23 protein-coding genes and 1 pseudogene are annotated in these 23,260 nt (G+C 63.6%); 9 read left to right on the forward strand and 15 right to left on the reverse strand.

What is annotated here, in order from left to right:
* Both VGH41_RS01600 and prpB read right to left on the reverse strand, forming a co-directional pair.
* The coding region (locus tag VGH41_RS01600; RefSeq protein WP_331595571.1) for a citrate/2-methylcitrate synthase at positions 1–372 on the reverse strand (372 nt) is incomplete at its 3' end.
* Positions 373–403: 31 nt separating this feature from the next.
* Positions 404–1,297 (reverse strand): methylisocitrate lyase, encoded by an 894-nt coding sequence (gene prpB, locus VGH41_RS01605; RefSeq protein WP_331595573.1) that lies wholly within the window; start codon positions 1,295–1,297, stop codon positions 404–406.
* A gap of 207 nt (positions 1,298–1,504) precedes the next feature.
* On the opposite strand from prpB, the gene prpR reads away from it, so the two are divergent.
* Positions 1,505–3,457 carry a propionate catabolism operon regulatory protein PrpR gene (prpR, locus tag VGH41_RS01610; RefSeq protein WP_331595574.1) on the forward strand — a complete coding sequence of 651 codons (1,953 nt, stop codon included), beginning with the start codon at positions 1,505–1,507 and terminating at the stop codon, positions 3,455–3,457.
* A gap of 326 nt (positions 3,458–3,783) precedes the next feature.
* Here prpR and VGH41_RS01615 read toward each other — a convergent pair whose 3' ends face one another.
* Positions 3,784–4,182: a hypothetical protein gene (locus VGH41_RS01615; protein WP_331595576.1), complete on the reverse strand. Its 399-nt coding sequence runs from the start codon at positions 4,180–4,182 to the stop codon at positions 3,784–3,786.
* A 387-nt stretch (positions 4,183–4,569) separates the two neighbouring features.
* Between VGH41_RS01615 and VGH41_RS01620 the strand changes: the two genes are divergently transcribed.
* The 3 genes from VGH41_RS01620 to VGH41_RS01630 are packed head-to-tail and all read left to right on the forward strand — an operon-like array spanning position 4,570 to position 8,570.
* On the forward strand, positions 4,570–5,025 hold the full coding sequence (locus VGH41_RS01620; protein ID WP_331595578.1) for a (2Fe-2S)-binding protein: 456 nt from the start codon (positions 4,570–4,572) through the stop codon (positions 5,023–5,025).
* A 1-nt stretch (position 5,026) separates the two neighbouring features.
* The gene (locus VGH41_RS01625; protein WP_331595580.1) at positions 5,027–7,273 is read left to right on the forward strand and encodes a xanthine dehydrogenase family protein molybdopterin-binding subunit; all 2,247 of its coding nucleotides are present in this window, start codon (positions 5,027–5,029) and stop codon (positions 7,271–7,273) included.
* Between the two features lie 16 nt (positions 7,274–7,289).
* Positions 7,290–8,570 carry a cytochrome c gene (locus VGH41_RS01630; RefSeq protein ID WP_331595581.1) on the forward strand — a complete coding sequence of 427 codons (1,281 nt, stop codon included), beginning with the start codon at positions 7,290–7,292 and terminating at the stop codon, positions 8,568–8,570.
* A 106-nt stretch (positions 8,571–8,676) separates the two neighbouring features.
* On the opposite strand, the gene VGH41_RS01635 is transcribed toward VGH41_RS01630, so the two are convergent.
* The 7 genes from VGH41_RS01635 to VGH41_RS01665 all read right to left on the reverse strand — a co-directional run bounded on the left by VGH41_RS01635 (position 8,677) and on the right by VGH41_RS01665 (position 15,067).
* The gene (locus VGH41_RS01635; protein WP_331595583.1) at positions 8,677–9,333 is read right to left on the reverse strand and encodes an amino acid ABC transporter permease; all 657 of its coding nucleotides are present in this window, start codon (positions 9,331–9,333) and stop codon (positions 8,677–8,679) included.
* Positions 9,334–9,335: 2 nt separating this feature from the next.
* Positions 9,336–10,079 carry an amino acid ABC transporter permease gene (locus tag VGH41_RS01640; protein WP_331595584.1) on the reverse strand — a complete coding sequence of 248 codons (744 nt, stop codon included), beginning with the start codon at positions 10,077–10,079 and terminating at the stop codon, positions 9,336–9,338.
* A gap of 76 nt (positions 10,080–10,155) precedes the next feature.
* On the reverse strand, positions 10,156–10,986 hold the full coding sequence (locus VGH41_RS01645; RefSeq protein WP_331595586.1) for a transporter substrate-binding domain-containing protein: 831 nt from the start codon (positions 10,984–10,986) through the stop codon (positions 10,156–10,158).
* A gap of 50 nt (positions 10,987–11,036) precedes the next feature.
* Entirely contained in the window at positions 11,037–12,122 is a 1,086-nt protein-coding gene (locus VGH41_RS01650; protein WP_331595587.1) for an ABC transporter ATP-binding protein, read from the reverse strand.
* Between the two features lie 34 nt (positions 12,123–12,156).
* Entirely contained in the window at positions 12,157–13,026 is an 870-nt protein-coding gene (locus tag VGH41_RS01655; RefSeq protein ID WP_331595588.1) for an ABC transporter permease, read from the reverse strand.
* The gene (locus VGH41_RS01660; protein WP_331595589.1) at positions 13,023–13,976 is read right to left on the reverse strand and encodes an ABC transporter permease; all 954 of its coding nucleotides are present in this window, start codon (positions 13,974–13,976) and stop codon (positions 13,023–13,025) included. Before VGH41_RS01660 ends, VGH41_RS01655 begins: the two co-directional genes overlap by 4 nt.
* Positions 13,973–15,067, reverse strand: a complete 1,095-nt coding sequence (locus VGH41_RS01665; RefSeq protein WP_331595591.1) for an ABC transporter substrate-binding protein — start codon at positions 15,065–15,067, stop codon at positions 13,973–13,975. Before VGH41_RS01665 ends, VGH41_RS01660 begins: the two co-directional genes overlap by 4 nt.
* Positions 15,068–15,566: 499 nt before the next feature.
* Between VGH41_RS01665 and VGH41_RS01670 the strand changes: the two genes are divergently transcribed.
* A complete protein-coding gene (locus tag VGH41_RS01670; RefSeq protein WP_331595592.1) occupies positions 15,567–16,442 on the forward strand; it encodes a LysR substrate-binding domain-containing protein in 876 nt (291 codons plus the stop codon).
* Positions 16,443–16,465: 23 nt separating this feature from the next.
* Here the strand turns inward: VGH41_RS01670 and VGH41_RS01675 are convergent, their stop codons facing one another.
* Positions 16,466–17,548, reverse strand: a complete 1,083-nt coding sequence (locus tag VGH41_RS01675; protein WP_331595593.1) for an ionic transporter y4hA — start codon at positions 17,546–17,548, stop codon at positions 16,466–16,468.
* A 163-nt stretch (positions 17,549–17,711) separates the two neighbouring features.
* Between VGH41_RS01675 and VGH41_RS01680 the strand changes: the two are divergent.
* Positions 17,712–17,842, forward strand: a pseudogene (locus VGH41_RS01680) (acyl-CoA dehydrogenase); the annotation flags it as partial.
* Positions 17,843–17,969: 127 nt separating this feature from the next.
* Here VGH41_RS01680 and VGH41_RS01685 read toward each other — a convergent pair.
* Complete coding sequence (locus VGH41_RS01685) at positions 17,970–18,323, reverse strand: BON domain-containing protein (protein ID WP_331595595.1); 354 nt, start codon at positions 18,321–18,323, stop codon at positions 17,970–17,972.
* Positions 18,324–18,668: 345 nt separating this feature from the next.
* Between VGH41_RS01685 and VGH41_RS01690 the strand changes: the two genes are divergently transcribed.
* A complete protein-coding gene (locus VGH41_RS01690) occupies positions 18,669–19,301 on the forward strand; it encodes a DNA-3-methyladenine glycosylase (RefSeq protein WP_331595596.1) in 633 nt (210 codons plus the stop codon).
* Between the two features lie 255 nt (positions 19,302–19,556).
* Here the strand turns inward: VGH41_RS01690 and VGH41_RS01695 are convergent, their stop codons facing one another.
* The gene (locus VGH41_RS01695; RefSeq protein ID WP_331595598.1) at positions 19,557–19,997 is read right to left on the reverse strand and encodes a CBS domain-containing protein; all 441 of its coding nucleotides are present in this window, start codon (positions 19,995–19,997) and stop codon (positions 19,557–19,559) included.
* A gap of 283 nt (positions 19,998–20,280) precedes the next feature.
* Here VGH41_RS01695 and ribA point away from each other — a divergent pair, with 283 nt between their 5' ends.
* Positions 20,281–20,928, forward strand: coding sequence for a GTP cyclohydrolase II (ribA, locus tag VGH41_RS01700; RefSeq protein ID WP_331595599.1), 648 nt, complete (start codon positions 20,281–20,283; stop codon positions 20,926–20,928).
* A gap of 95 nt (positions 20,929–21,023) precedes the next feature.
* On the opposite strand, the gene VGH41_RS01705 is transcribed toward ribA, so the two are convergent.
* On the reverse strand, positions 21,024–21,224 hold the full coding sequence (locus tag VGH41_RS01705) for a hypothetical protein (protein WP_331595601.1): 201 nt from the start codon (positions 21,222–21,224) through the stop codon (positions 21,024–21,026).
* A 27-nt stretch (positions 21,225–21,251) separates the two neighbouring features.
* The gene (locus VGH41_RS01710; RefSeq protein ID WP_331595602.1) at positions 21,252–22,151 is read right to left on the reverse strand and encodes an NAD(P)H-binding protein; all 900 of its coding nucleotides are present in this window, start codon (positions 22,149–22,151) and stop codon (positions 21,252–21,254) included.
* Positions 22,152–22,343: 192 nt separating this feature from the next.
* Here VGH41_RS01710 and VGH41_RS01715 point away from each other — a divergent pair, with 192 nt between their 5' ends.
* On the forward strand, positions 22,344–23,225 hold the full coding sequence (locus VGH41_RS01715) for an AraC family transcriptional regulator (RefSeq protein ID WP_331595604.1): 882 nt from the start codon (positions 22,344–22,346) through the stop codon (positions 23,223–23,225).
* Positions 23,226–23,260: the final 35 nt, after the last annotated feature.

Consider the following 23,260-nt stretch of genomic DNA (forward strand, 5'->3'; position numbering starts at 1 on the left):
CTTTTCGGGCAACACGGTGCCGAGCACCGAGACGCCGGTGCGCATCACGTCCATCGGGTGCGCTGCGGCCGGAATCCATTCGAGCGCCGCCTTCACGTTCGCGGGCAGGCCGCGCAGCGCCTTGAGTTTCGTCTTGTAGGCGCTCAGTTCGGCCTGGGTGGGCAGTTTCTCATGCACCAGCAGATAGGCGATTTCCTCGAATTCGCAGGTGCTGGCGAGATCCAGGATGTCGTAGCCGCGGTAGTGCAGGTCATTGCCGGTCTTGCCCACCGTGCACAGGGCGGTATTGCCCGCCGTCACACCCGACAGCGCGACGGATTTCTTCGGTTTGAAGGCGCCGGTGGCCGGCGTGCTGTTGTCTGCTTCGCTCATGATGTCGTCCTCTTGCTCCTGATGACTGGATTCACTTTTTCGCGGCGAACAGGGCGTCGAGCTTTTCCTCGTACGCGTGATAGCCGAGATACTTGTACAGATCGGCGCGCGTCTGCATCGTTCCGACGGCCGCCTTTTGGGTGCCGTCGCGCTTGACCGTTTCGTAGAAATTCAGCGCCGCCGCATTCATCGCGCGGTACGCGCCGCAGCAGTACAACGCAATGTCGACGTCGGCGTCGCGCAGTTCGGTAGTGGTGAAGAAGGGCGTCGCGCCGAATTCGGTCAGGTTCGCGAGAATCGGCACCTTGACTGCGGCCTTGAAGCGGCGATACTCGTCGAGCGTTTGCATCGCTTCCGGGAAGATCATGTCGGCGCCGGCTTCGACATAGGCCACGGCGCGCTCGATGGCCGAATCGATCCCTTCGGAAACGCCCGCGTCGGTGCGCGCCATGATGACGAACTGGTCGTCGGTGCGGGCATCCACGGCGGCTTTTACGCGGTCCACCATTTCCTCTTTCGGCACCACTTCCTTGCCGGGCCGGTGGCCGCAGCGCTTCTGGCCGACCTGATCCTCCAGATGGACCGCCGCCACGCCCGCCTTGATGAACGAGCGGACCGTGCGCGCAATGTTGAAAGCGCCGCCCCAGCCGGTGTCGATATCCACGAGCAGCGGCAGGCCGGTCGCATCCGTGATGCGCCGCGCGTCGGTCAGCACGTCGTCCATCGTGCTGATGCCGAGATCCGGCATGCCGAGCGAGTTCGCGGCGACGCCGCCGCCCGACAGATACAGCGCCTTGAAACCGACCGCTTCGGCCATCCTGGCCGCATACGCGGTGATGGCGCCGACCACCTGCAACGGCTGGCCTTCTGCAACGGCCGTGCGGAATGCCGCGCCGGCGCTATGGGGTTGTCTTGCTGAGCTCACGTATATCTCCCGATGAAGTTGGGCTCTATCAGTGCAAGGAGCGGGCCAAGTCGGTCACGGCGGCTAAGTCTTTGATTATTCGACGCTTTGCTGGATGCGATGGACTGCCCGGTGTTTCAACAGTGAAATCTCCAATTTCACTGTTGAAATGAGGCGGGCATAATGACGTGACCGTTCACCGAAGCCAACTCAAGCCGTCTGCCCGTCATGATCCGTCCTCTCGAACCTGCCTCGCGGCCCCGCGTCTGGGCCGTTGGCATCAGCAAGCTGCGCGATCTGTTCCGCGATATCGCCGACGAATACGACCTGCGCGCCGATCTGCGGCTGGTGTCGCGCGGCTATGAAGATGCCGTCAAGGAAATTGCGTCCGCCGGCATGGACCGCCCGGATATCGTCGTGGCGGCCGGCTCGAACGGTACGTATCTGAAGGCTCGCGTCGACGTGCCCGTGGTGCTGATCAATCCGACCGGCTTCGACGTGATGCACGCGCTGGCGCGCGCGCGGCGCGACGCGTCGTCGGTGGCGCTGGTCTCGCATGGCGAGACGCCTGCGGAAGTGCGCCGTTTCGTGGCGGCCTACGGAATCGACGTCGTATTCGCGTCGTACCAGTCCGCGCAAGACGCCGAGGCCTGTGTGCTCGATCTGCGTGACCGTGGCGTGGGCACGGTCGTAGGCCCTGGGCTCGTGACGGATATCGCCGCACGCGCCGGCATGGAAGCGGTGTTTCTGTATTCGCGCGCCTCGGTGCGCGCGGCCTTCGACACCGCGCTCGAAGTGGCGCAGGCGACATGGGGCGAAGCGGTGCGGCGGCATCGGCTCGACAATGTGCTGCAGCATCTGCGTGACGGCGTGGTCGCGCTGGATGCGCAGGGCCGCGTCGAGGCAATCAACCAGCGGCTTGCGCTGGTGCTCGGTATCGAGCCTGCGGCGGCGGCGGGCCGCGCGCTGCTCGAGCTAGCGCCGGATCTTGCCGACACGCTGCCCGAGGCGGAGGGCGAGACCCTCGCGACGCTGCGCGGCCTCAGCTATGTCGTGCATCGCGGGCCGCTGATCGACAACGGTGTGACGACCGGTACGGTGCTGACCTTTCAGGAGTCGCGCGCCGTCGAGCGGCTCGACCGCACGCTGCGTTCGCGGCAACGCGCCCAGCAGTTCGTGGCGCGCTACCGGCTCGACGACCTGGTGGGCGAATGCGCGCCGATCGAACGGGTTCGGCAACTGGTGCGGCGCTATGCCAGATCGGACGCGACCGTGCTGATTCGCGGCGAAAGCGGCACCGGCAAGGAGATGGTCGCGCAAAGTCTGCATCAGCTCAGTGCGCGGCGCGATTTTCCGTTTGTCGCGCTCAATTGCGGCGCGTTTCCCGAGGCGTTGCTCGAAAGCGAACTGTTCGGTTACGAGGAAGGTGCATTCACCGGCGCGCGGCGCGGCGGCAAGAGCGGGCTGATCGAAGCGGCGCATCGCGGTACGTTGTTTCTCGATGAAATCGGCGAAATGCCGTTGCCCTTGCAAAGCCGTCTGCTGCGTGTGCTGCAGGAGCGCGAAGTGGTGCGGCTGGGTTCGACGGAGCCGACCCGCATCGACGTGCGGATCGTCGCGGCCACGCACCGTGCGTTGACCGCGGCAGTGGAGTCCGGCGAATTTCGCACGGATCTGTATTACCGGCTCAACATCCTGAACATCGCGCTGCCGCCGTTGCGCGAGCGGCTGTCCGACATCATGCCGCTCGCCGCGGAATTGTTGCTGCAAGCGGCGCGCCGCGAGCCCCGCCTGGTCGCGCGGATTCGCAATACGCGGGATGCCGCGAGCATGCTGGCGCCAGTCAGCGAATCACTGAGCGGTCATCCGTGGCCGGGCAATGTGCGCGAACTGCAGAACGTGATTGAGCGGATTACCGTTGAACTGGCCGATTCAGAAGCGGATGCGAGTGAAGCCGTCTTGACCGAAGCCGTCTTGCAGTCGATTGCGCCCGAACTGTTCGAACGCCCCCAGGAATCTGCTGACGCGAACGCGTTGACCTTGCGTCAACGCAGCCGTCGCGTGGAAGCGGATGAAATCCGCGCGGCTTTGGATGCGTGCAATGGCGACCGCGATCAGGTCTGCGAGGCGCTTGGCATCAGCAAGACGACGTTGTGGCGCAAACTGAATGCCACGCGCTGAGTTCGAAACGGCGTAAGGGCGAAACGGCGTAAGGGTGTAAGGCGTGGGGCTCCCGCAGAAGCTCACCGTTACGCTATTCAGTAAAGCACAGGATTGACGTGTCTCTTATGGAACGCGAGGCATAAGCGGCACATCCGACAAGCGGAATTTTACGAACCGCTCACAAAATGCCTTGATTCAGGCGGTCATTTTCCAGCTTCCAACACCCGGTGCCTGGCGTTACACATCATTCTTGCAAAGACCACGCTCAAATTTGCGGCGCTTTCAAGTCATACCCCCACGGCATGCAACGGTGAGCTTTTGCGGGATCCCATGGCATGCCGCGCCTACCTGGATTCAAGTGAGCGCAAAAGCTGCGCAACATCTCCATGCAAATGCAGGATGGTCGGGCTCGCTTGCAGCAGCGGCAGATAGCGCGGCAAAAAGATATTGTTCGGCAGATCAGGCGAAAAGAGTCCCACCACGGCTTCGACGGCGGAAATCCGTGCGGTGCTGGTGGCTTCCTTGTCGTCGAGGGTCTCGTCGACGTTCGCAATCACGGTCGACAGCGGCGTGATCCAGCGAAACCCTGAGCCGTTGATCAGCACCTGCAGGAATGCGGCCGGCGTTGCCGGGCCGAACTCTTTCTCATAGACGGCGCGCTCGTGATCGAGAATTGCCTTGTGCAAGCTCAGCAATGGCCTGCGAATATCGGCAAGGAATTGAATGGCTTGTTGTTCGGTCATGGTTCAACTCCTGGACGGGATGCGGCAATGGAAATAAGGCAATGGAAAAAATCAGCACAGCGTGGTGAGGCAAATCGAATAGTCATGCTAGCAAAATCGTTCGCGCGCGGTTCGTCGGCCGGCCGCCTGACGACCAGCCAACTGGAGCAGTACACGCTACCAACAAACTTTTTAAAGCAACGCTACAATTTCCTGGCCTCATGCCGCGTCGCGGGTCAGTCGCCAGCCTCGGCCGTTTTCGTCACTCGAATCGCGTCACGGCATCATCTGCAATAGTCACGCATTCGTATTAGCGCGGCCTGCCGAATAAATCGAGCCAGGCCGCGTAATTTAGCCCGACGTCCCTGTATAAACCGTTCAAACAATAACATCCACCGGAGCCGCCCCATGACAACGCTCAATATCAACGGTCAGACGCATACTGTCGACGCGCCGCCCGACATGCCCTTGCTGTGGGTCATTCGCGACCTGGTCGGCCTGACCGGCACCAAGTTCGGCTGCGGCATCGCCCAGTGCGGCGCATGCACGGTGCATCTGGACGGCGCGGCGGTGCGCTCGTGCGTGCTGCCGGTAGCGGCGGTCGGCGACAAGAAGATCACCACCATCGAAGCGGTCGGCGAAACGCCCGCCGGCAAGAAGGTGCAGCAGGCATGGCGCCAGATCGACGTCGTGCAGTGTGGCTACTGTCAGTCGGGGCAGGTGATGTCGGCCGCGTCGCTGCTCGCGCAGAACCCGAACCCCTCCGACGCGGACATCGACGCCGCCATGGCCGGCAACATTTGCCGCTGTGGCACGTACAACCGCATTCGCGCGGCAATCAAGCAAGCAGCAAAGGAGGCTTGATATGTCGCAAGGATTGCTCGACGCGCAAAACGGCGCCCGCCCCAGAGACGACGCACACGCCCGTGGTGTCTCACGCCGCACCTTTCTGAAATTCAGCGCCACGGTGGGCGCCGCAGCCGGCGGCGGCCTGTTGCTCGGCTTCAGCATTCCGGCGAGAAGCCAGGGGCAGCCAGGTAAATCGGTGATCGGCGGCGATGCGTCCGAACCGGCGCCACCCGGCGTGTTCGCGCCGAACGCCTTCATCCAGATCGATACCGGCGGCAAGGTCTCGCTGGTGATTCCGAAGGTCGAGATGGGACAGGGCGTCTACACGTCGATCCCGATGCTGATCGCCGAAGAACTCGAAGTGCCGCTCGACAGCGTCACCATCGACCATGCACCGCCGAACGAAAAGCTTTTTATGGACCCGCTGCTCGGCGGCCAGTTGACCGGCGGCTCGACCTCGATCCGTTATGCATGGGATCCGATGCGCAAGGCCGGCGCCACGACGCGCATGCTGCTCATCAACGCGGCCGCCCAGCAATGGCAGGTTGATCCGGCGACGTGTCACGCGCAGGCCGGTCAGGTGATTCATGCGGCGAGCAACCGCAGCCTCGGCTATGGGCAACTCGCGGATGCGGCGGCCAGACTGCCCGCGCCGCAAAACGTGCCGCTGAAAGATCCGAAGGACTTCAGGATCATCGGCACCTCGGTCAAGCGCCTCGATTCGCCGGAGAAGGTGGACGGCACGGCCGTGTTCGGCCTCGACGTGCGCGTGCCGGACATGGTCTACGCGGCGATTGCGAATTGCCCGGTGTTCGGCGGCACGCTAGCCAGCGTCGACGACAGCAACGCGAAGAAGATCCCCGGCGTGCGCCAGGTCGTGAAGGTCGACAACGCGGTGGCGGTGGTCGGCGATCACACATGGGCCGCCAAACGAGGCGTCGCGGCGCTCAACATCACGTGGAACGAAGGGGCGGGCGCGAACCTGTCGATGAAGCAGATTGTCGACGACCTGGCCGCCGCCGCGGATCATGGCACCGGCGCCGTGGCACGCAAGGACGGCGACATCGACAAGGGCTTCAACGACGCGAAGACGCGGGTCGACGCGGTCTACCAGCAGCCGTTCCTCGCGCACGCCACGATGGAGCCCGTCAATTGCACGGTCCACGTGCGCCCCGACGGCTGCGATATCTGGCTGGGCACACAGGTGCCGACCCGCATCGTCGACACCGCCGTCAAGGTTACCGGCCTGCCGGCTGACAAGATCGTCGTGCACAACCATCTGCTCGGTGGCGGCTTCGGGCGCCGCCTGGAGTTCGATATGGCGACTCAGGCGCTGAAGATCGGCAAGCAGCTCGGCACGCCGGTCAAGGTGTTCTGGACCCGCGAAGAAGACATCCAGCACGACATGTTCCGCCCGTACTATTACGACAAGATCTCGGCGGGGCTCGACGCCAACGGCAAGCCGGTGGCGTGGCAGCATCGCATCGTCGGCTCGTCGATTCTGGCGCGCTTCGCGCCGCCCGCAGTCAAGAATGGCGTCGACCCGGACGCGGTGGAAGTCGCGTCGGACCTGCCCTACGATCTGCCCAACCAGCTGATCGACTACGTGCGCCAGGAGCCGCGCACCGTGCCCACCGCGTTCTGGCGCGGCGTCGGTCCCACCCGCAGCACCTTCGTCGTGGAAAGCTTCATCGACGAACTGGCGGTTCAGGCCAAGGTCGATCCGGTCAAATACCGGCGCGATCTGCTCGGCAAGACGCCGCGCGCGCGCGGCGTGCTCGATACGGCCAGCAAGGCAGCCGGCTGGGGCACCAGCCTGCCGAAGGGCCAGGGCCGCGGCGTTTCGGTGATGCACGCGTTCGGCAGCTTCTTTTCGATGGTCGTGGACGTCACCGTCGATCAGGGCGAGGTGAGCGTGAACCGCGTGGTCTGCGCGGTCGACTGCGGCATGGTGGTCAATCCGAACACCATCGAAGCACAGGTGCAGGGCGGCATCATCTTCGGCATCACGGGGGCGCTTTACAGCGAAATCACCATCAAGGACGGCCGCGTCGAGCAGAACAACTTCACTGATTACCGGATGCTGCGGATCGATCAGACGCCGCCCATCGAAGTGCATATCGTGAAGAGCAGCGAGGCGCCTGGCGGAATTGGCGAACCCGGGACCGCGGCCCTGGCGGCGGCGCTGTCGAATGCCATCTATGCGGCGACGGGCACACGGCTGCGGCAGTTGCCCGTGGGCAGCCAGCTCAAAACCGCCTGACCACCGGAGACCGATCATGATGAAGAAACTGAAGGGCTTCGGTGCGGCGCTCGCCTTGGCGCTGCCGTTTGTGGCGCAGTCTCCGGCGCATGCCGCGGACGACGCCCTGGTGCAGCGTGGCGCGTATCTGGCGAAACTCGGCGATTGCGTCGCGTGCCACTCGGCGCCGAAAGGCAAACCGTTCGCAGGCGGCCTGCCGATGAGCACGCCAATGGGCAGGATCTACACCACCAATATCACGCCCGATCCGGACACCGGCATTGGCCGCTATTCAGAGGAAGACTTCGCGCGGGCCTTGCGCGAGGGCGTGGCGAAGGACGGCCACAATCTGTATCCGGCCATGCCGTATCCGTCATACGCGAAGGTCAACGACGACGACGTGAAGGCGCTGTACGCCTTTTTCATGAGCGGCGTGGCGCCCGTACAGCAGGCCAATCGCGAGTCCGACATTGCGTGGCCGCTCAATATGCGCTGGCCGTTGAAGCTGTGGAACGTGGTGTTTCTGGAGAAGGGCGTCTACCAGAACAAGCCCGGCAAGGACGTCGCATGGAACCGTGGCGCGTACCTGATCCAGGGACTGGGACACTGCGGCTCATGTCATACGCCGCGCGGCATTGCGTTCCAGGAGAAGGCGCTGGATGAAAGCGGCAGCGCGTTCCTGACGGGCGCGCCGCTCGACGGCTGGTTCGCGGCGAATCTGACCGGCGAGCACAACGTCGGTCTCGGACGCTGGTCGGATGCGGATTTGACGGCGTTTCTCAAGACCGGCGCAAATGCGCATGCATCGGCGTTCGGTTCGATGACGAGCGTGATCAATAACAGCACGCAAGCGACGAACGACACGGATCTCGCAGCCATGACGAGCTATCTGAAGTCGCTACCGCCAGCGGGCGGCACGGGCGCGCCGCCATATTCGTACGACGCGCAGGCGACCAAAGTGTCGCTGACGCGTCCGGCCAACGATGCCGGCGCGCGGGTGTACACGGCGTACTGCATGCATTGTCATGGCGTCGATGGCCGCGGTTTTGCGCCGATGCTGGCGCCGCTCGCGGGGAATCCGAACGTCATGGAGCATGATGCATCGTCGCTGATCAACGTCACGCTGAACGGCACGGGAGACCTGGTGATTCAGGGCATCCCGGCGCCGTATCCCATGCCGAAGTACGCGCCGGTGCTGACCGACAGGCAGATCGCCGATGTCCTGACGTTTGTGCGTGCCGGCTGGAATAACGGCGCGCCGGCGGTGTCAGCCGAGGAGGTGGCGAAGTTGCGCAAATCGACTCAGGCGGCGCGGTAAGGCGGCGCGACAAGCCGGCTTGAAGTCGAAGTCAGAGCCAGCGGCGGCATAAAAAGACGGCAACCGTTGCTTCACACGGTTGCCGTTTTTCATTGGCGCGAACGCTTCACCGATGCTGCCCCACGCGCTGCCGCTTCTCCAGCGTGCGCGCGTACCAGGTCAGCGGAAAGCACATCGCGAAGTAAATCAGCGCAACCATTCCGTAGATCGGGAACGGCCGGAACGCGGCGTTGGTGATCATCGTGCCGGTCTTGGTCAGTTCGGTAAAGCCGATGATCGAGGTCAGCGCCGTGCTCTTCACGACCTGCACCAGAAAACCGACCGTCGGCGCCACCGCAATTTTCTTCGCTTGCGGCCACACGATATAGCGCAACTGCTGCGCGAACGTCATGCCGAGACTCGCGCCGGCGGCCCATTGGCCGCGCGGCACCGCTTCGACACAACCGCGCCAGATATCGACGAGATACGCACTCGTGTAGAGCGTCAGCGTGACGGCCGCCGCGGTCCAGGGCGACACGTCCACACCCAGCAACGGCAACCCGAAGAAAGCGAGAAACAGTTGCATCAGCAACGGTGTGCCCTGGAACAGCTCCACATACACCGTCACCACGCGCCGCAACCAGGGCAGCGGCGACACGCGCATCGCGAGCAACGCGAGGCCCACCACACCCCCGCCGACGAAGGCCAGCAACGAAAGCAGCACCGTCCAGCGCGCGGCGAGCAACAGGTTACGGGCAATATCCCACAGCGTGAATTCGACCATAATCAGCGCTCCGTCGGCACTGCGCGCGGCGCGCGCCACGCGAGCAGCATGCGCCAGCCGCGCGGCTCGTCGGGGCGGTGCGGCAGGCGGCCGGCAAACAGGCCGCGCCCGAGCCAGTTGAGCACCTGCCGCAAGACGATGGACAGCACCAGATAGGTCACGGTGATGATCAGGTAGCTTTCGAACGAACGGAAGTTGCGCGACTGGATGAAGTTCGCCGCGTACGTCAGGTCCGGCACGGAAATCTGCGAGACCACGGCCGAGCCGAGCATCACGATCAGCACCTGGCTCAGCAGGGCGGGAAACACGTTGGCGAGCGCCTGCGGCAACACGACGTAGCGAAACACCTGGCGCCCCTGCAGACCGAGCGCCTGTGCGGCCTGGACCTGACCGCGCGAAATGGAGTCGATTCCCGCGCGGACGATTTCGATCGCGTAGGCGCCGAGGTTGACCGTCATGGCCAGAATCGCGGCCTGCACTTCGTCGATATGAATGCCGAGGCTCGGCAGTCCGAAGAACACAAAAAACAGCTGCACGATGAACGGCGTGTTGCGGATCAGCTCGACATAAGCGGCAATCAGCGTGCGCGCCCAGCGCGGCCCGGCCGTGCTGAGTGCCGCGCCGCCGACCCCCACGAGACCGCCGAGCACCGTGGACACGGCAGTCAGTCCAAGCGTGACGCCGACGCCGCGCACGAGCATGCCCGCATAGACGCCGAAGCCGCTGAAATCGAACGCGTAACTCATGACTTGCCGCTCATCGTGGAATCAGACTCCGTCTGGACAACGGAACACGTCCGCCATCTGTTCTGGTGGAAACAGCTTAAAGGTCGGCCGGCAGCGGGGCGCGCAGCCACTTTTCGGAAATCGCGTTCATGGTGCCGTCCTTGCGGGCGTTGGCAATCGTTTCGTCGACTTTCTGCAGCAGGCGCGGCTCGTTCTTGTTCAGACCGACGTGATCGGGCGAGCTGAACAATGCGAACTTCTGCTCGGGATCATTGGCCGGATGCCGCGCGAGAATCGTCGCACCGACGTCGTTGCCGACCACCATCAACTGTACCTGACCAGAAAGAAACGCCGAAATTGCCCCGTTCGGGTCGTCGAAACGTTTGATGGTCGCGGTGGGCGGCGCAATCTTCGTGACGCTCAGATCTTCCAGCGTGCCGCGTGCCACGGAAATGGACTTGCCGGCCAGATCGGCGGCGTTCCTGACCGGCAGGTTCTTCGGCCCGAACACGGCGAGGTAGTAGGGAGCATAAGGCTTCGAAAAGTCGATGACCTTTTCACGCTCGGGCGTCTGGCCGACGCTCAACAGCATGTCGGCCTTGTGGTCGGCGAGATAGGCCATGCGGTTGTCGCCCGTCACCTGCACGAGTTCGACCTTCGCGTTCAGCGCCTTGCCGATCAGGTTGGCGACGTCGATGTCATACCCTTGCGGCTTCATATCCGGGCCGATCGACCCGAATGGCGGATAGTCTTCGAACACACCGATCCGGACCACGCCGCTTTTGGTGATCGTATCCAGCGCGTCGGCATGAGCGGCCGGCGCGGCGAAAGCGGTCAGCGCGGCAATACCGGTGAATGCCAGCGCGCTCGCGAGGCTGGCAAACGCCCGTTGGGCACGCTGCGGGAAGGAGTGAAGGTGGGTGGTCATGGCCGTTCCTCTATTGAATCGTCGAGTCGAAAAGCGTGTTGCAGGTGAATCTAATGGCCCGCGGCGCGTGCCGCGATCAGCTTGCACGCGTGCGGCGGCAGTTCTGCGAGCACCGGCATGCCGAGTGCAAGGCCGGGCGTTTCGCGCGGCGTCGTGGCCGCGGTCAGCGTGAAACCGCTGCAGTCGATGGTCGCTTCCAGCGAGGCGCCCACATCGCGGATGAACGTGACCTTGCCGATCAGACGGTTCGGGCCGGCATTGTCCTTCGAGGCCGCGGCGACACTGACGCAGACATCTTCAGGGCGAATCAGCAGACGGATATCCGCGGTGGACTCCGGCACCCGCGCCGGCTGCGTGACGACGATCTGCTGACCGCCAGGCAAGCTTACGCCGCCTTGGCCGTCGTAAGTGACCGGCAGGATATTGCCGAGGCCGATGAAATCGGCGACGAACTCGTTGACCGGATCCCGGTAGATATCCAGCGGTTTGCCGACCTGCGCAATGCGGCCTTTTTCCATCACGACGATTTCGTCGGCCATGGTCATGGCTTCGCGCTGATCGTGCGTCACCATGATGGTCGTGAGACCCAGACGCTGTTGCAGCAGGCGGATTTCCACTTGCATCGCTTCGCGCAGTTTGGCGTCGAGTGCGGACAGCGGTTCGTCGAGCAACAGCAGTTTCGGCGACGACGCGATGGCCCGCGCAATCGCCACCCGCTGCCGTTGGCCACCGGAGAGCTGGGTCACCGGCCGGTTCGCCATATGCGGCAACTGGATCAGTTCGAGCAACTCGTTGACGCGCCGCGTTTGCGCGGCCTTGTCCAGCTTGCGCAGACGCAGCGGATAGGCAATGTTGCCGGCCACCGTCATATGCGGGAACAGCGCGAGCGACTGGAACACCATGCCGAAGTCGCGCTGGTTGGCGGGCAGGTGTGTGATGTCGCGGCCGGCGAAATCGATGCTGCCGGAAGTAGGCGTCTCCAGTCCGGCAATCATGCGCAACAGCGTGGTCTTGCCGCAGCCGGACGGACCGAGGAAGCAGACCAGTTTGCCGTCGGGCACGCTCAGGTCGACGTGGTCGACGGCGTATGCGTCACTAAAGCGCCTGGTCACGGCCTGCAATGTCAGATGTGTCATGAGCGTTCCTGGCTGGGCGAGCGTCGAAGCGAAGTCACAGTGCCACGCCTTCATCGCCGATCAGCTTTTCGAGCAGCCAGATCAGCGCGAAGTCAATTGCCACGATAAACACCGCAAAGGAAAACACGGTCGGATCGAGCGACGACACCGTGCGGCTATAGAGCCATACCGGCAGCGTCATCGTATTGATGCCGTACAGAAAAAACGTCACCGTGAATTCATTGAACGAGATGATGAACGCGAACAGCATGCCGGCGAGAATGCCTGGCCGCATCAGCGGCAACACGACGTCGATCAGCGCGCGGCGCGGGCTGGCGCCCATCACGCAGGCGGCTTCCTCGAATTCGGCGCCGATCGACGCCACCGAGGCCGCGCAGTTCTTCACCGTGAACGGCAGCGCCAGAATCACATGCGCGATGATCAGCCGGAACACGCCGAGTTCGAGCGGCAACATATTGAACACCAGCAGCAGCGACAGGCCCAGCATCACCAGCGGATACACCAGCGGCAACGCGACCAGTTGCTCGACCGCCGACTTGCCGCGAAAGCGGTAGCGGCTCAGTGCATACGCGGCGGGCACGGAGACGAGCGTGGCGATGATCATCGTCGAGACGGCGACGATCAGGCTGGTGGTGAGCGCGCCGCCCATCGAGAGGGCGTCGCTCGCGTCCGGCGACACGAAGCTATGCCACGCCGCGCGATACCACTGCAGGCTGTAGCCGGACGGCGGGAACTCGAGCGTGTCCGAGGCGCTGAACGACATCGTGATCATGGTCAGGATGGGCAGCGCGGCGAGGAACAGCACGATTGCCGCGAGCAGTGCGGCGGGCTTGCCGAGGCGGCCCGGCATGGTGGCCGGCACACGCAGTCGGCGCGAGTCGAACGAGAAGGCGGGCGTGCTCATGCGAACGGCTCCTCGAGACGTTGGGTGCGACGCACAAGGCGTTGCGAAATGGTCATCACGGTGAGCGTGGCGACCATCAGCACCACGCCGGATGCCGACGCGGCCGGCCAGTTCAGCAGCGGTGCGACCTGGTCGTGCACGAGCACGGCCAGCATCGGCACGCGGCGGCCGCCGAGCAGCAACGGCACGGCAAAGGCGCTCGCGTTATAGGCAAACACCAGCAACGCGCCGGAGACGAGGCCGGGCATCGCGAGCGGCAGCATCACGTGACGCAGCGTCTGCCAGCGCGTCGCGCCGAGCGTCGCGGCGGCTTCTTCGTACGACCGGGACACCGCGCGCATTGCGCTCGACATGGGCAGCACCGCGAGCGGAAACGCCGTCTGGATCAGCCCGAGCAATACACCATGCTCGCGATACAGCCATAACACCGGACGATCGATCAAGCCGCTTGCCAGCAGCGCGTGATTGAGCAAGCCGGCAGGCCCGAGTATCACCAGCCAGCCATAGCCTTGCAGCAGCAGATTCACCAGCAGCGGCAACAGCACGCCGGCCAGCAGCAGGCGCCGGGCGAGCCGCGATTCGGTGCGCGCCATCGCGAGCGCGACCGGCAGGGCCAGCAGCACCGCGCAGACCATGCTTTGAAACGCCAGCTTGAGCGTGATCCAGAGCGACTTCATGAAGTAGCTATCGGCCAGATCCGCATAATTCTGTAGCGTGAACGCGTGCCATTCGCTGCCGGTGGTGCCGAAGCTCATCCGCAGCACCACCAGCGCCGCCGCCGCGAGCACCGCGAGAAACACGAGGATCGGCGCCAGCAGCAGCCACGGCCGCGCCTTCGCCAGCCAGGCGCCCGGCACGGCGCCCGCCGGTTCGTCCGGCGCGCCGGAGGTCCCTGAAGTTCCGGGCGTGACCGGGCCGGGCCGCGAGGAAAGCGCGGGCATCGCGGTCATGCCGAGAAAATCTCGGTGTAGCGCTTGATCCACGCAGCCTGCACGGCGGCGAGCGACTTGTCGTCATGCAAAACGGCTTTCTCGGCGATCTGCTTCGGGCTCGGCACAAATGCGCGGCTTTCGGCGGGGATCACGGCCTTCGAGTTGACCGGGCCGTTCAGCACGTCGGCGGCCATGCGGCCTTGCACGCCGGCATCGAGCGAATGGTTGATGAAGGCGTGGATCAGATCGCTGTCGCCGGGGTGCGACTTCGGGATCACCGTGAACATCAACTGCGTGGCAAAGCCTTCTTTCATGCCGTACGTCACGCCCATCTTGTACTCGGGTTTGCGGATCTGGTCCGGGAAAAACGCCGGCGAATAGATGCCGCCGATATCCAGCGAACCGGTGCGGAACAGATCGGCCACCTGGTTCGGATTCTCACCGAGCGTCATCACGCGGTCCTTCAGTTCAGCCAGCTTCTTGAAACCCGGATCGATGTTCTGCTGCGAGCCGCCCGACATCTTCGCGGCGATGATCGCGAGGTCCACCGCTTCAGCCCATTCGGGCGGGGGCAGAAACAGGCGGCCGGCATATTTCGGATCCCACAGCGCCTCGTACGACCCGGGCACCGTCTTGACCGTCGAGGTGTTGTAGATGAGCCCGTCCGACCACAGCAGATAGCCCACGCCGAAACCGTCGGCGCCGGTGCGATACTGCGGGGCGACTTCTTTCAGGTTCGGTAGTTTGTCGAGATCGGGTTTGACGAGCAGGCCCGCATCGCCGAGCCCGGACGCACCCACGCCCGCCAGCGTGATCACGTCGTAGGTGGGACGATCGCCCGCCGCTTTGACCTTGGCGACCATGCCGGAGGTGCCGTCGGCGCGATCGGCGATCACCTTCGCACCGGTCCTGGCCGTGAAGGTGGCGGCGATATTGCGCAGCGCGGCGGCGCCGGTGTCATCGGACCAGGTCAACAGACGCAGGGTCTTGCCGGAGAAGTTGTGCTCCTGCGCCTTCAGATTCACAAACGGCATGGGCAACGTCGACGCCGCGAGCGCCGCGCCGATCGCCTTGATTGCCTGCCTTCTGCCGCGTTGGATGTCCTGCATGACCGTCTCCCAGGTTGAACAAGGCAACTTTCGCGAGCGAGTCAGGCCGTGCGAAGGCGTTGCGGGTGGATGCACTCTAGGTTTGCCAAAATCAACCAACAAACGAAATCTCTGCATGGATCGCATGACGTAAGCTCATGCGCGAGCCATCGCGCATGGCTGCCGTGACAGGCGGCCATGGGGCGCGGAGTGCCGGGGGAGCGGCACACGCGGGTTTACGTCCAAAGTGCAACGCGCGCGTGTCTCGCGGCGAGGTATGAGGAAAGATCAAATCTGGTGCGGTTTTGCGGTGGCCGCCCCGCGACGGTGCAATAGGGGCATCTGCTGGCCTGTACACCGCGGCGACGCGCAACACCCGTATGAGCCCCGTGCATGCCGCGCGAGTTCCGCCCGGGGCCTGCCGAATTTTGGATCGCGTATGCTGTAGAGGCTAAGCGGGCATCAACGGTCCTTGGGCTGTGGGCCTGCGCAATGCATTTTGCTGATACCGGACGACTTCATGCGACGACTTCCCCCGCTCAACGCGCTGCAGATCTTCGAGACCGTCGCGCGGCACCGCAGTTTCACGCGCGCGGCGGATCATTTGTGCCTCACGCAAGGCGCGGTGAGCCGGCAGATTCTCGCGCTCGAGGATTACTACAAGTTTCCGCTCTTCAAGCGTCACGCGAAGGGGCTGACGCTGACCGCCGAGGGCGAGCTGCTGTTGCCGGCGGTGAAGGAGAGCTTCGCGCGTATTGAAGAGATTTCGCTGCGCCTCACGCGTCAACGAACCGACCTCGCCTTGAAGGTGCCCACCTGCGTGATGCGCTGGATGTTGCCCAAGATCATGCAGTTTCAGGCGGAGTATCCGGATCTGCATGTGCAGATCACGACGACCTGGCAGCATGACGTCGATTTTCAGGTCGAACCGTTCGACGCCGCAATCATCTATGGATCCTCACCGGGCGCCGAAGTGCAGGCCGTGCCCTTGATCGAGGAGCGCCTCACGCCGGTCTGCGCGCCGGAGTTGCTGAAGGACAAGCCGCTCGCGAGCGTGGCCGATCTGTCGCGCCATACCTTGCTGCATCCGACGCGAGATCATCGCGACTGGAAGATGTGGCTCGATCACGTGGATGCGCGCGAGATCGACGCCAGCCACGGCCCGAGCTTCGACACACTCGATCTGGCGACCAACGCGGCATTGCAGGGTTTTGGCGTGGCAATCAGCGATCTGGCGTTGATCGACGAGGACGTGGCCGCCAAACGACTGGTGCGCCCGTTTGATGCGGTGCTGATGACCGGATCACGCTATTACTTCGTGTATCCGGACTGTGTGGCGCATCAGCAGAAGGTGAACCTGTTTCGCGACTGGATTGCGGAACACTGGACAGCGTAGGGCGGCAACTGGTCAGGCGCCGCTCAAGGCGCGAACGACAAGAACAGATACGCCGCGAACAGCGACAGGTGCACGGTGCCTTGCAGGATGGTCGTGCGTCCCGTGCTGAGCGTGAGCGTGCCGACAATCAGCGTGAGGACCAGCATGACCGTTTCCTTGCCGTTGATGCCGAGCACCAGCGGCTGGCCCGTCCAAAGAAACACGGCGGCGACGGTGGGAATGGTCAGGCCGATACTGGCGAGTGCCGAGCCGAGTGCCAGATTGAGACTGGTCTGCAGCCGGTCGGCGCGCGCAGCGCGCACGGCAGCGAGTCCCTCGGGCAACAGCACCAGCGCGGCAATCACGATACCCACCACGGCGGGCGGCGCGCCGATGCTTTGCACCGCGCTCTCGACGGTGGGCGACAGGATCTTCGCGAGCAACACCACAGCGACCAGGCAGACCAGCAGCAGCGCGGCGCTCACGAGCGCCTGAACGATGCCTGGCGGCGCTGCATGGACGGATTCGTCTGGCGTGCTGGCCAGAAAGTAGTCGCGATGCCGCACGGTCTGCACGAACACGAACACGCCATACAGCACCAGTGACGAGACGCCCGCAAAAGCGAGCTGCGATGAAGAGAGCAGCGGACCTTCACGGGTGGTGGTGAAATTCGGCATGACCAGCGTGAGCACCGACAGGGATGCGAGCACGGCGAGCGTGGCCGCTGCGCCGCGCGCCTGAAAATCCTGCTCCCGATGGCGAATGCCGCCCACCAGCAAACAGATGCCGACGATGCCGTTGCACACGATCATCACCGCAGCGAACACCGTGTCGCGCGCGAGGCCGGCTTTTTCCGGGCCGGAGGTGAGCATCACCGAGACGATCAGCGCGACCTCGATCACCGTGACGGCCACTGCGAGCACCAGTGTGCCGAACGGCTCGCCCACCCGGTGCGCGACCACCTCGGCATGATGCACGGCTGCGAACACGGCGCCCGCCAGTGCCACGCCCACCAGCGCCAGCAGGATGGCCGAACCCGATATCAGATAGCTTGCGCCCAGAATGATCCAGGCGGCGATCGGCGCTCCGATGGTCCAGCGAGGCAGCACGTGCGAGGTTGTCGTCATCCAGTGGTTCCTTGGTTTTAGTGCTTGTTGAGGTGTGCTGCGCACACAGGCCGGGCTTCATCCAGTGAATCAGGAATATTCGCTAGTACATTAAAATATAACGGATATGTCTGAATAGCGAACGCGAGTTTTCGACGACACGCCGTCCCACCAAGAAAAATACCTGGCGCGGCTCGCCTCGGGGAACTGATCGGCTCGTTCTGCCTCACCGAGCCGAGAGCCGGTTCGGATGCCGCATCGCTCAGGACTACTGCCGTGCGTGACGGCGGCCACGACGTGCTGAACGGCACCAGATGGTGATTACGCGGGAGATGCAGCGCGGCTTCGAAGGTTAAACCTAGGGACTACTGCAGGAGGGGAACTGCGGGGACGGGCGCCATCTATTGAATTGAGATCAAGGACGGCGCCCGGTTTGGCTTGCTTACTGACCGATCGGACGGATCGTCAGTGCGTTCTTTACCGACGTCACGCCTTGCACGCCTTGTGCGGCTTGCGTAGCAATGTCGATTTGCGGCTGTTCCGGCACCGAACCTTCCAGCGTCACCGCACCGCCGCGAGCACGAACCGTGATGTTGTTCACGCTCAGGCCCTTCGTGCGGGACAGTGCCTTACGCACGCTGCGTTGCAGAGCACGGTTTGCAGCCTTGGTCGACTTGGCGCTCGGCGCGGCCATGGAAGATGCCGCGTCCGCGTCGCTGCTTTGTGCATAAGCGTTAAGGGACGCCAAAACGATCAGCGCGCCGCCGACGACTTTGATTGCCTGGAATGCTTTCATTCGACTTTCTCCTGTTGTCATGATTCGTCACGGCTCCGGACGGAGCCGCAGGGTTGCACCAACATGTACTTCGGGATCACAACTGAGTGAAACGATGCTGCGAGTGATGCAAACCTGTCTGCTGAACAAGCGGGCCGAGGCACGCGCAGGCCGGCAATGGCTGAGCTACTGGCCGGAATGTAACAATACTCCAATTGAAAGAATTTTGAACGCAAACCGTGCGCCAGAATGCAGCTTTAGTACAACGGATGGACTTGCGCGGGCAACAAAAAACCGCTTGTCGTCCGGCGTGCCGCAACCGCCTTCATCACTGACGCCGCGCCTGTTCAATGAACGCCTACCAACATGACCCAACCGCCTCTCGCCATCCTGCCGCTGCGGCGTGACGATCTGCCGGTCGACACTGTCGAACTGGCGCGCTATATGGTCGGCAAGTATCTGGTCCACGACGTGCCGCAAGGACGCATGAGCGGGCGCATCGTGGAGACCGAGGCCTATCCGGTCGGCGATTCGACCAGCTACGCCTTTGTGGGCCTGCGACCGCACAACCGCTCGATGTACCTCGCCCGGGGCCACGCTCACGTGCGGCTCACCTACGGGGTGTCGTATATGTTCAACATGTCGAGCGAAGAGGATGGGATCGGCGCCGGCATCCTGTTTCGCGCCATCGAGCCGCTGGAAGGGCTTGCCTTGATGCATGCGCGCCGTCCCGGCGTGAGCCTGCGCGATCTGGCGCGCGGGCCGGGCAGATTGAGCCAGGCGCTCGATATCGGGCCGGGCTTCGACGGCGCGGATCTGTGTACCGGCCACGGTCTGTGGATCGGCAGGATGGAGGTCGACGAAGTGCCGGTGGCGGTGACGACACGCATTGGACTGTCGCGCGAGATGCACCAGCCCCTGCGTTTCTACGAAGCGGGTAGCCCGTTTGTCAGCGGGCCGCGCAAGTTGCTCACGGCGGGGCTGGCGGCGGGCGCCTGAATGGACGTTTTGCGTAGATCGCGAGCAGCGAGTTTTTAACTAAGGGTTTTCCCTTGCCAGGCGGCTGAGTCGAAGCAACCCGACGTACCCGTAGCGCCGCAATCAATGTACGGCGCATACCGTTTGCGAACAACTCAGCACCCTCCGCCGCCACAGCGCGACCTGGACGAAGCCTGCCGGCTTGGGCTTTTTTATGCCTGCCGCGCCCGTTGATGGCGGCAGGCCGCTCACGCGCTCATCGTGCGGCTGCGCAAATCAGGGCCGCTCGCCGGTGATGTAAAACTCGAGTTGCTGGATGGTGAACTGCTGCTCCGCAATGATGTTCTTCACCAGATCCCCGATCGACACCATGCCGACCAGCCTCTCGTTGTCGATGACCGGCAAATGGCGCATGCGCCGTTCGGTCATCAGCGCCATGCAGTCGTCGGTGGTCTGCTCGAGGTGCACGAAGCGCACTGCCTTGCTCATGATGTCGCGCACCGGCGTGGCCTTCGACGATCGGTCCATCAGCACCACCTTGCGTGCATAGTCGCGCTCAGTGATGATGCCGGCGATGCTGTCGCCCTCGGTCACGACCAGCGCACCGATCTGTTTTTCCGCCATCAGTTTGATCGCGTTGTAGACAGAGTCTTCTGCCGCAATCGTAAAGACGCCTTGGCCGGGTTTTGATTTGAGAAGTTGTGCAACGCTAGTCATGGAGCGGCTCCGTTTCGCAGTGCAGCACGTCAGGCGTGACGCGCTGTCGTGAGGGACAGGCGATTCCAGTATAGGCGGCACACGCCTTTCAGACACCCATCGGACAAACACCTGGAGACAGTCATGCTGATTGGCTGCGCCTGCACGCGGGCAGGCGACCGACGTCTTAATTGCCTGCTGCGGACGCGCCGGCAGGTGTCCAGGGCCGATTAGCGGTAAACTCCAGTTCCGTACTTTATCCCCGGTTGTTCACGGGTTCATGTCAGTGCCTTTGTCTAACGCCATGCCCACGCATCAAGAACCGTCGCTCACGGACGGCCAACTCGACGGTGAATGCGTCATTCTCGACGCGGTCGCCACGCTTCCGACGCGCTACGGCACGTTCACTTCCTACGTTTTTCGCGTCTGCGAGACCGGTGCGGAGCACCTCGCGCTCGTAATGGGCGACGTCGCCAGCAAGGATTCGGTTCTCACCCGCCTGCATTCGGAATGCCTGACGGGCGACGTGCTCGGCTCGTACCGCTGTGATTGCGGTGAGCAACTCGACCTCGCGCTGCGCTATATCGCCGCGGAGGGCTGCGGTGTGCTGCTGTATCTGCGCGGCCACGAAGGGCGGGGTATTGGCCTGTCCAACAAGATTCGCGCTTATGCGCTGCAAGAGCAGGGCCGCGACACGGTCGAAGCCAATCTGGATCTCGGCTTGCCGGACGACTCGCGCGAATACGATTCAGCCGCGGGAATTCTGCGTACGTTGAAGGTCACCTCGGTGCGCCTGATGAGCAACAATCCGAAGAAGTTCGACACGCTGTCGAAGCACGGCATTCCGGTATGTGAGCGAGTGGCGCTGGCCATCCCGACGCGCGAAGAAAACGAGCGCTATATCCGCACCAAGCAGGTCAAGTTCGGCCATTATTTTGACGAAAACGAGTAATGAGCCACACTCACGGGCATGAGCCGCTCGCGTTGCGAGCGGCTCATTTCGCGTGATGACTGCGTTTCTCTGCTATTGCGCCACCTCGAACGACATCAGAAATAGATGAAATCGTCATTGCTGTCGGGTATCGCGCTTAACAGCAACTGGATCTGATAGAGGCCAGCCAAACCCGCAATACCGAGCAGGACCGCCAGCCACAGGCGGCCGTCGCCGCGTCCCTGCCTCGCGGCTGTCGCATGGGTCGATGTGGGCGCCGCGCTCGAAAACACGCGTGACAAAGGGCAGGTCGACATGATGCACTCCCTGTTGAGCGATACGTTTTAGCGCGCGGCTGTTTCCATGCGCGGCAGAAGCGTCGCAAGAACCTCGGCGAGTTCCGTCGTCCCGAAGCGCCGTTCGCCAACGCCGGCTTCGACGTCGATGCGACCCGCGTTATGCGTGTCATACAGATCCGTAATCAGTCGTGCGTGGCCCGTGCCGAGTCCGGCGCGCTGCAGCGTCGGCGTCCACTGCTCGCGCGGCAGTTCGTGCGCCACGACACGCTTGCCGCTCAACTCGGCGAGCGTGTGTGCGACGTCGAGCGCGCTGATACGCTGCGGGCCTTCCACGCTGACGATGCGCGGCGTGATGTCGCCGGCCGGGTCGTCGTCGATCAGCAGTTGCGCCGCGAGCCGCCCCACGTCTTGCGCCGCGACGCTCGGAAACAGCTTGTCCAGCGGGTGATGGAAACTCGGCAGCACGCCGGTCTTCAGCACCGCCGGTATCACCCGGCTCCAGTTCTGCATGTGTTCCGCGGCGCGCAAAAAGGTGAGATGACTCGTGAGCGGCCGCAACTGCGCTTCCAGCGCGTGAAACAGCAGCGTGATACCGGTGCCGCTTGCCAGTTCGGCGCCGTAGTCGGACAGGGCGAGCACGCGCGGCGGCGGGTTCGCCCGTAACGCGCTCGCGGCGGTCTCGATCATGTGGTGCATCGTGTCGGCCGGATCCGGATCGGCGTGCGGCACCGGAACGAGGATTTGCACCGCGTCCGCGCCCTCGATCGCCCTGGTCACCGAGGCGTGATCCGTGAGATCGGCGAAGGCGATTTCACAGCCGAGCCTGGCAAGACGCTCGGCCTGCTGCTGATCGCGCACCACCGCGCGTACCTTGTGCCCGGCGCGGCGCAGTATGCCAGCCGTGACCCCACCTGCGTTACCGGATGCTCCGAATATCACGAACACGTTGTGCTCCTTGCTGGTCTGGTGTCGCCATCATAGGAGCGTGTCTCGTGGCGAATGCGCAGAGACGGATTGTGCTGAGCAGATCCGGATGACGGTTTTTGTGTCGAGGAACATGGGTTGGCGCTGGCGAAGCAGGGCGCGCGGAAACATCGGACAATGCGGGGACGTCTGTCCTCACCCAGGAGGTCCGCGATGAACGCTGCGATTCCCATTCCGACGCCCCTCAGCGGTTCGCGCATCAGTTTGCGCTCCAGCGCCAGCCTCGGGTGGCAGGGCTTCGGTGCTGAACTGGTCGGTGTTAGCGCCGGGCTGCATCGGATTCCTGCGCTGAAGCATCACCGGGTCGGCGTGCACGTCGGCGCGCCTGTCAAAGCGCACTGCAGATGCAACGAACGACGCCTCTCGCGGTTGCAATCCCATGGCGACGCCGACGTGATTCCCGCAGGACTGGACGGCCAGTGGAGCGACGAATCGGGCTGCACGATCTTCAGTGTGTGGATGGACGATGCATTCACCCGCAAGACGTTCGACCAGATGGAGTTGCGCGGCAACCAGGCGCAGATTCGTCCGCAGTTGCAGATGCGCGACCCGCGTTTTCAGCATCTGGCGTGGGCCTTGCGCGCCGAGCTCGAAGCGGACGACAGCTCCGATCCACTGTACGCAGAAAGCCTGTGTACGGCGATGATCGTGCGGCTCATCGACGCCGAGCCGGTGCTCGAACGCAAACGCGGCAACCGGCTGGCCCCGCGCATCGCGGCGCGCGTGGTGGACTTTGTCGAAAGCAATCTGGATCAGCGTCTGACGCTCACGGAACTGGCCGCGCTCGCCGGGCTGAGCGTGCCGCATTTCAAGGTGCTGTTTCGCGAGACGTTAGGCATGCCGGTGCATCAGTACGTCGTGCAGCGGCGGGTGGAGCGGGCGAGGCATCTGTTGCTGGAGGGGCGGCTTGGCGCGAGCCAGGTGGCGCTGGAGGCGGGGTTTGCGCATCAGAGCCATATGGCGCATTGGATGAACCGGTTGCTGGGGGTGTCGCCGCGGGAGTTGATGAAGGACGCGGCGCTGCGCTTACGATGAGCGTGGCGGCATGTATGAAACATGCGCAACCAACG

This window comes from Paraburkholderia sp., assembly GCF_036488795.1.
Classification (GTDB): domain Bacteria; phylum Pseudomonadota; class Gammaproteobacteria; order Burkholderiales; family Burkholderiaceae; genus Paraburkholderia.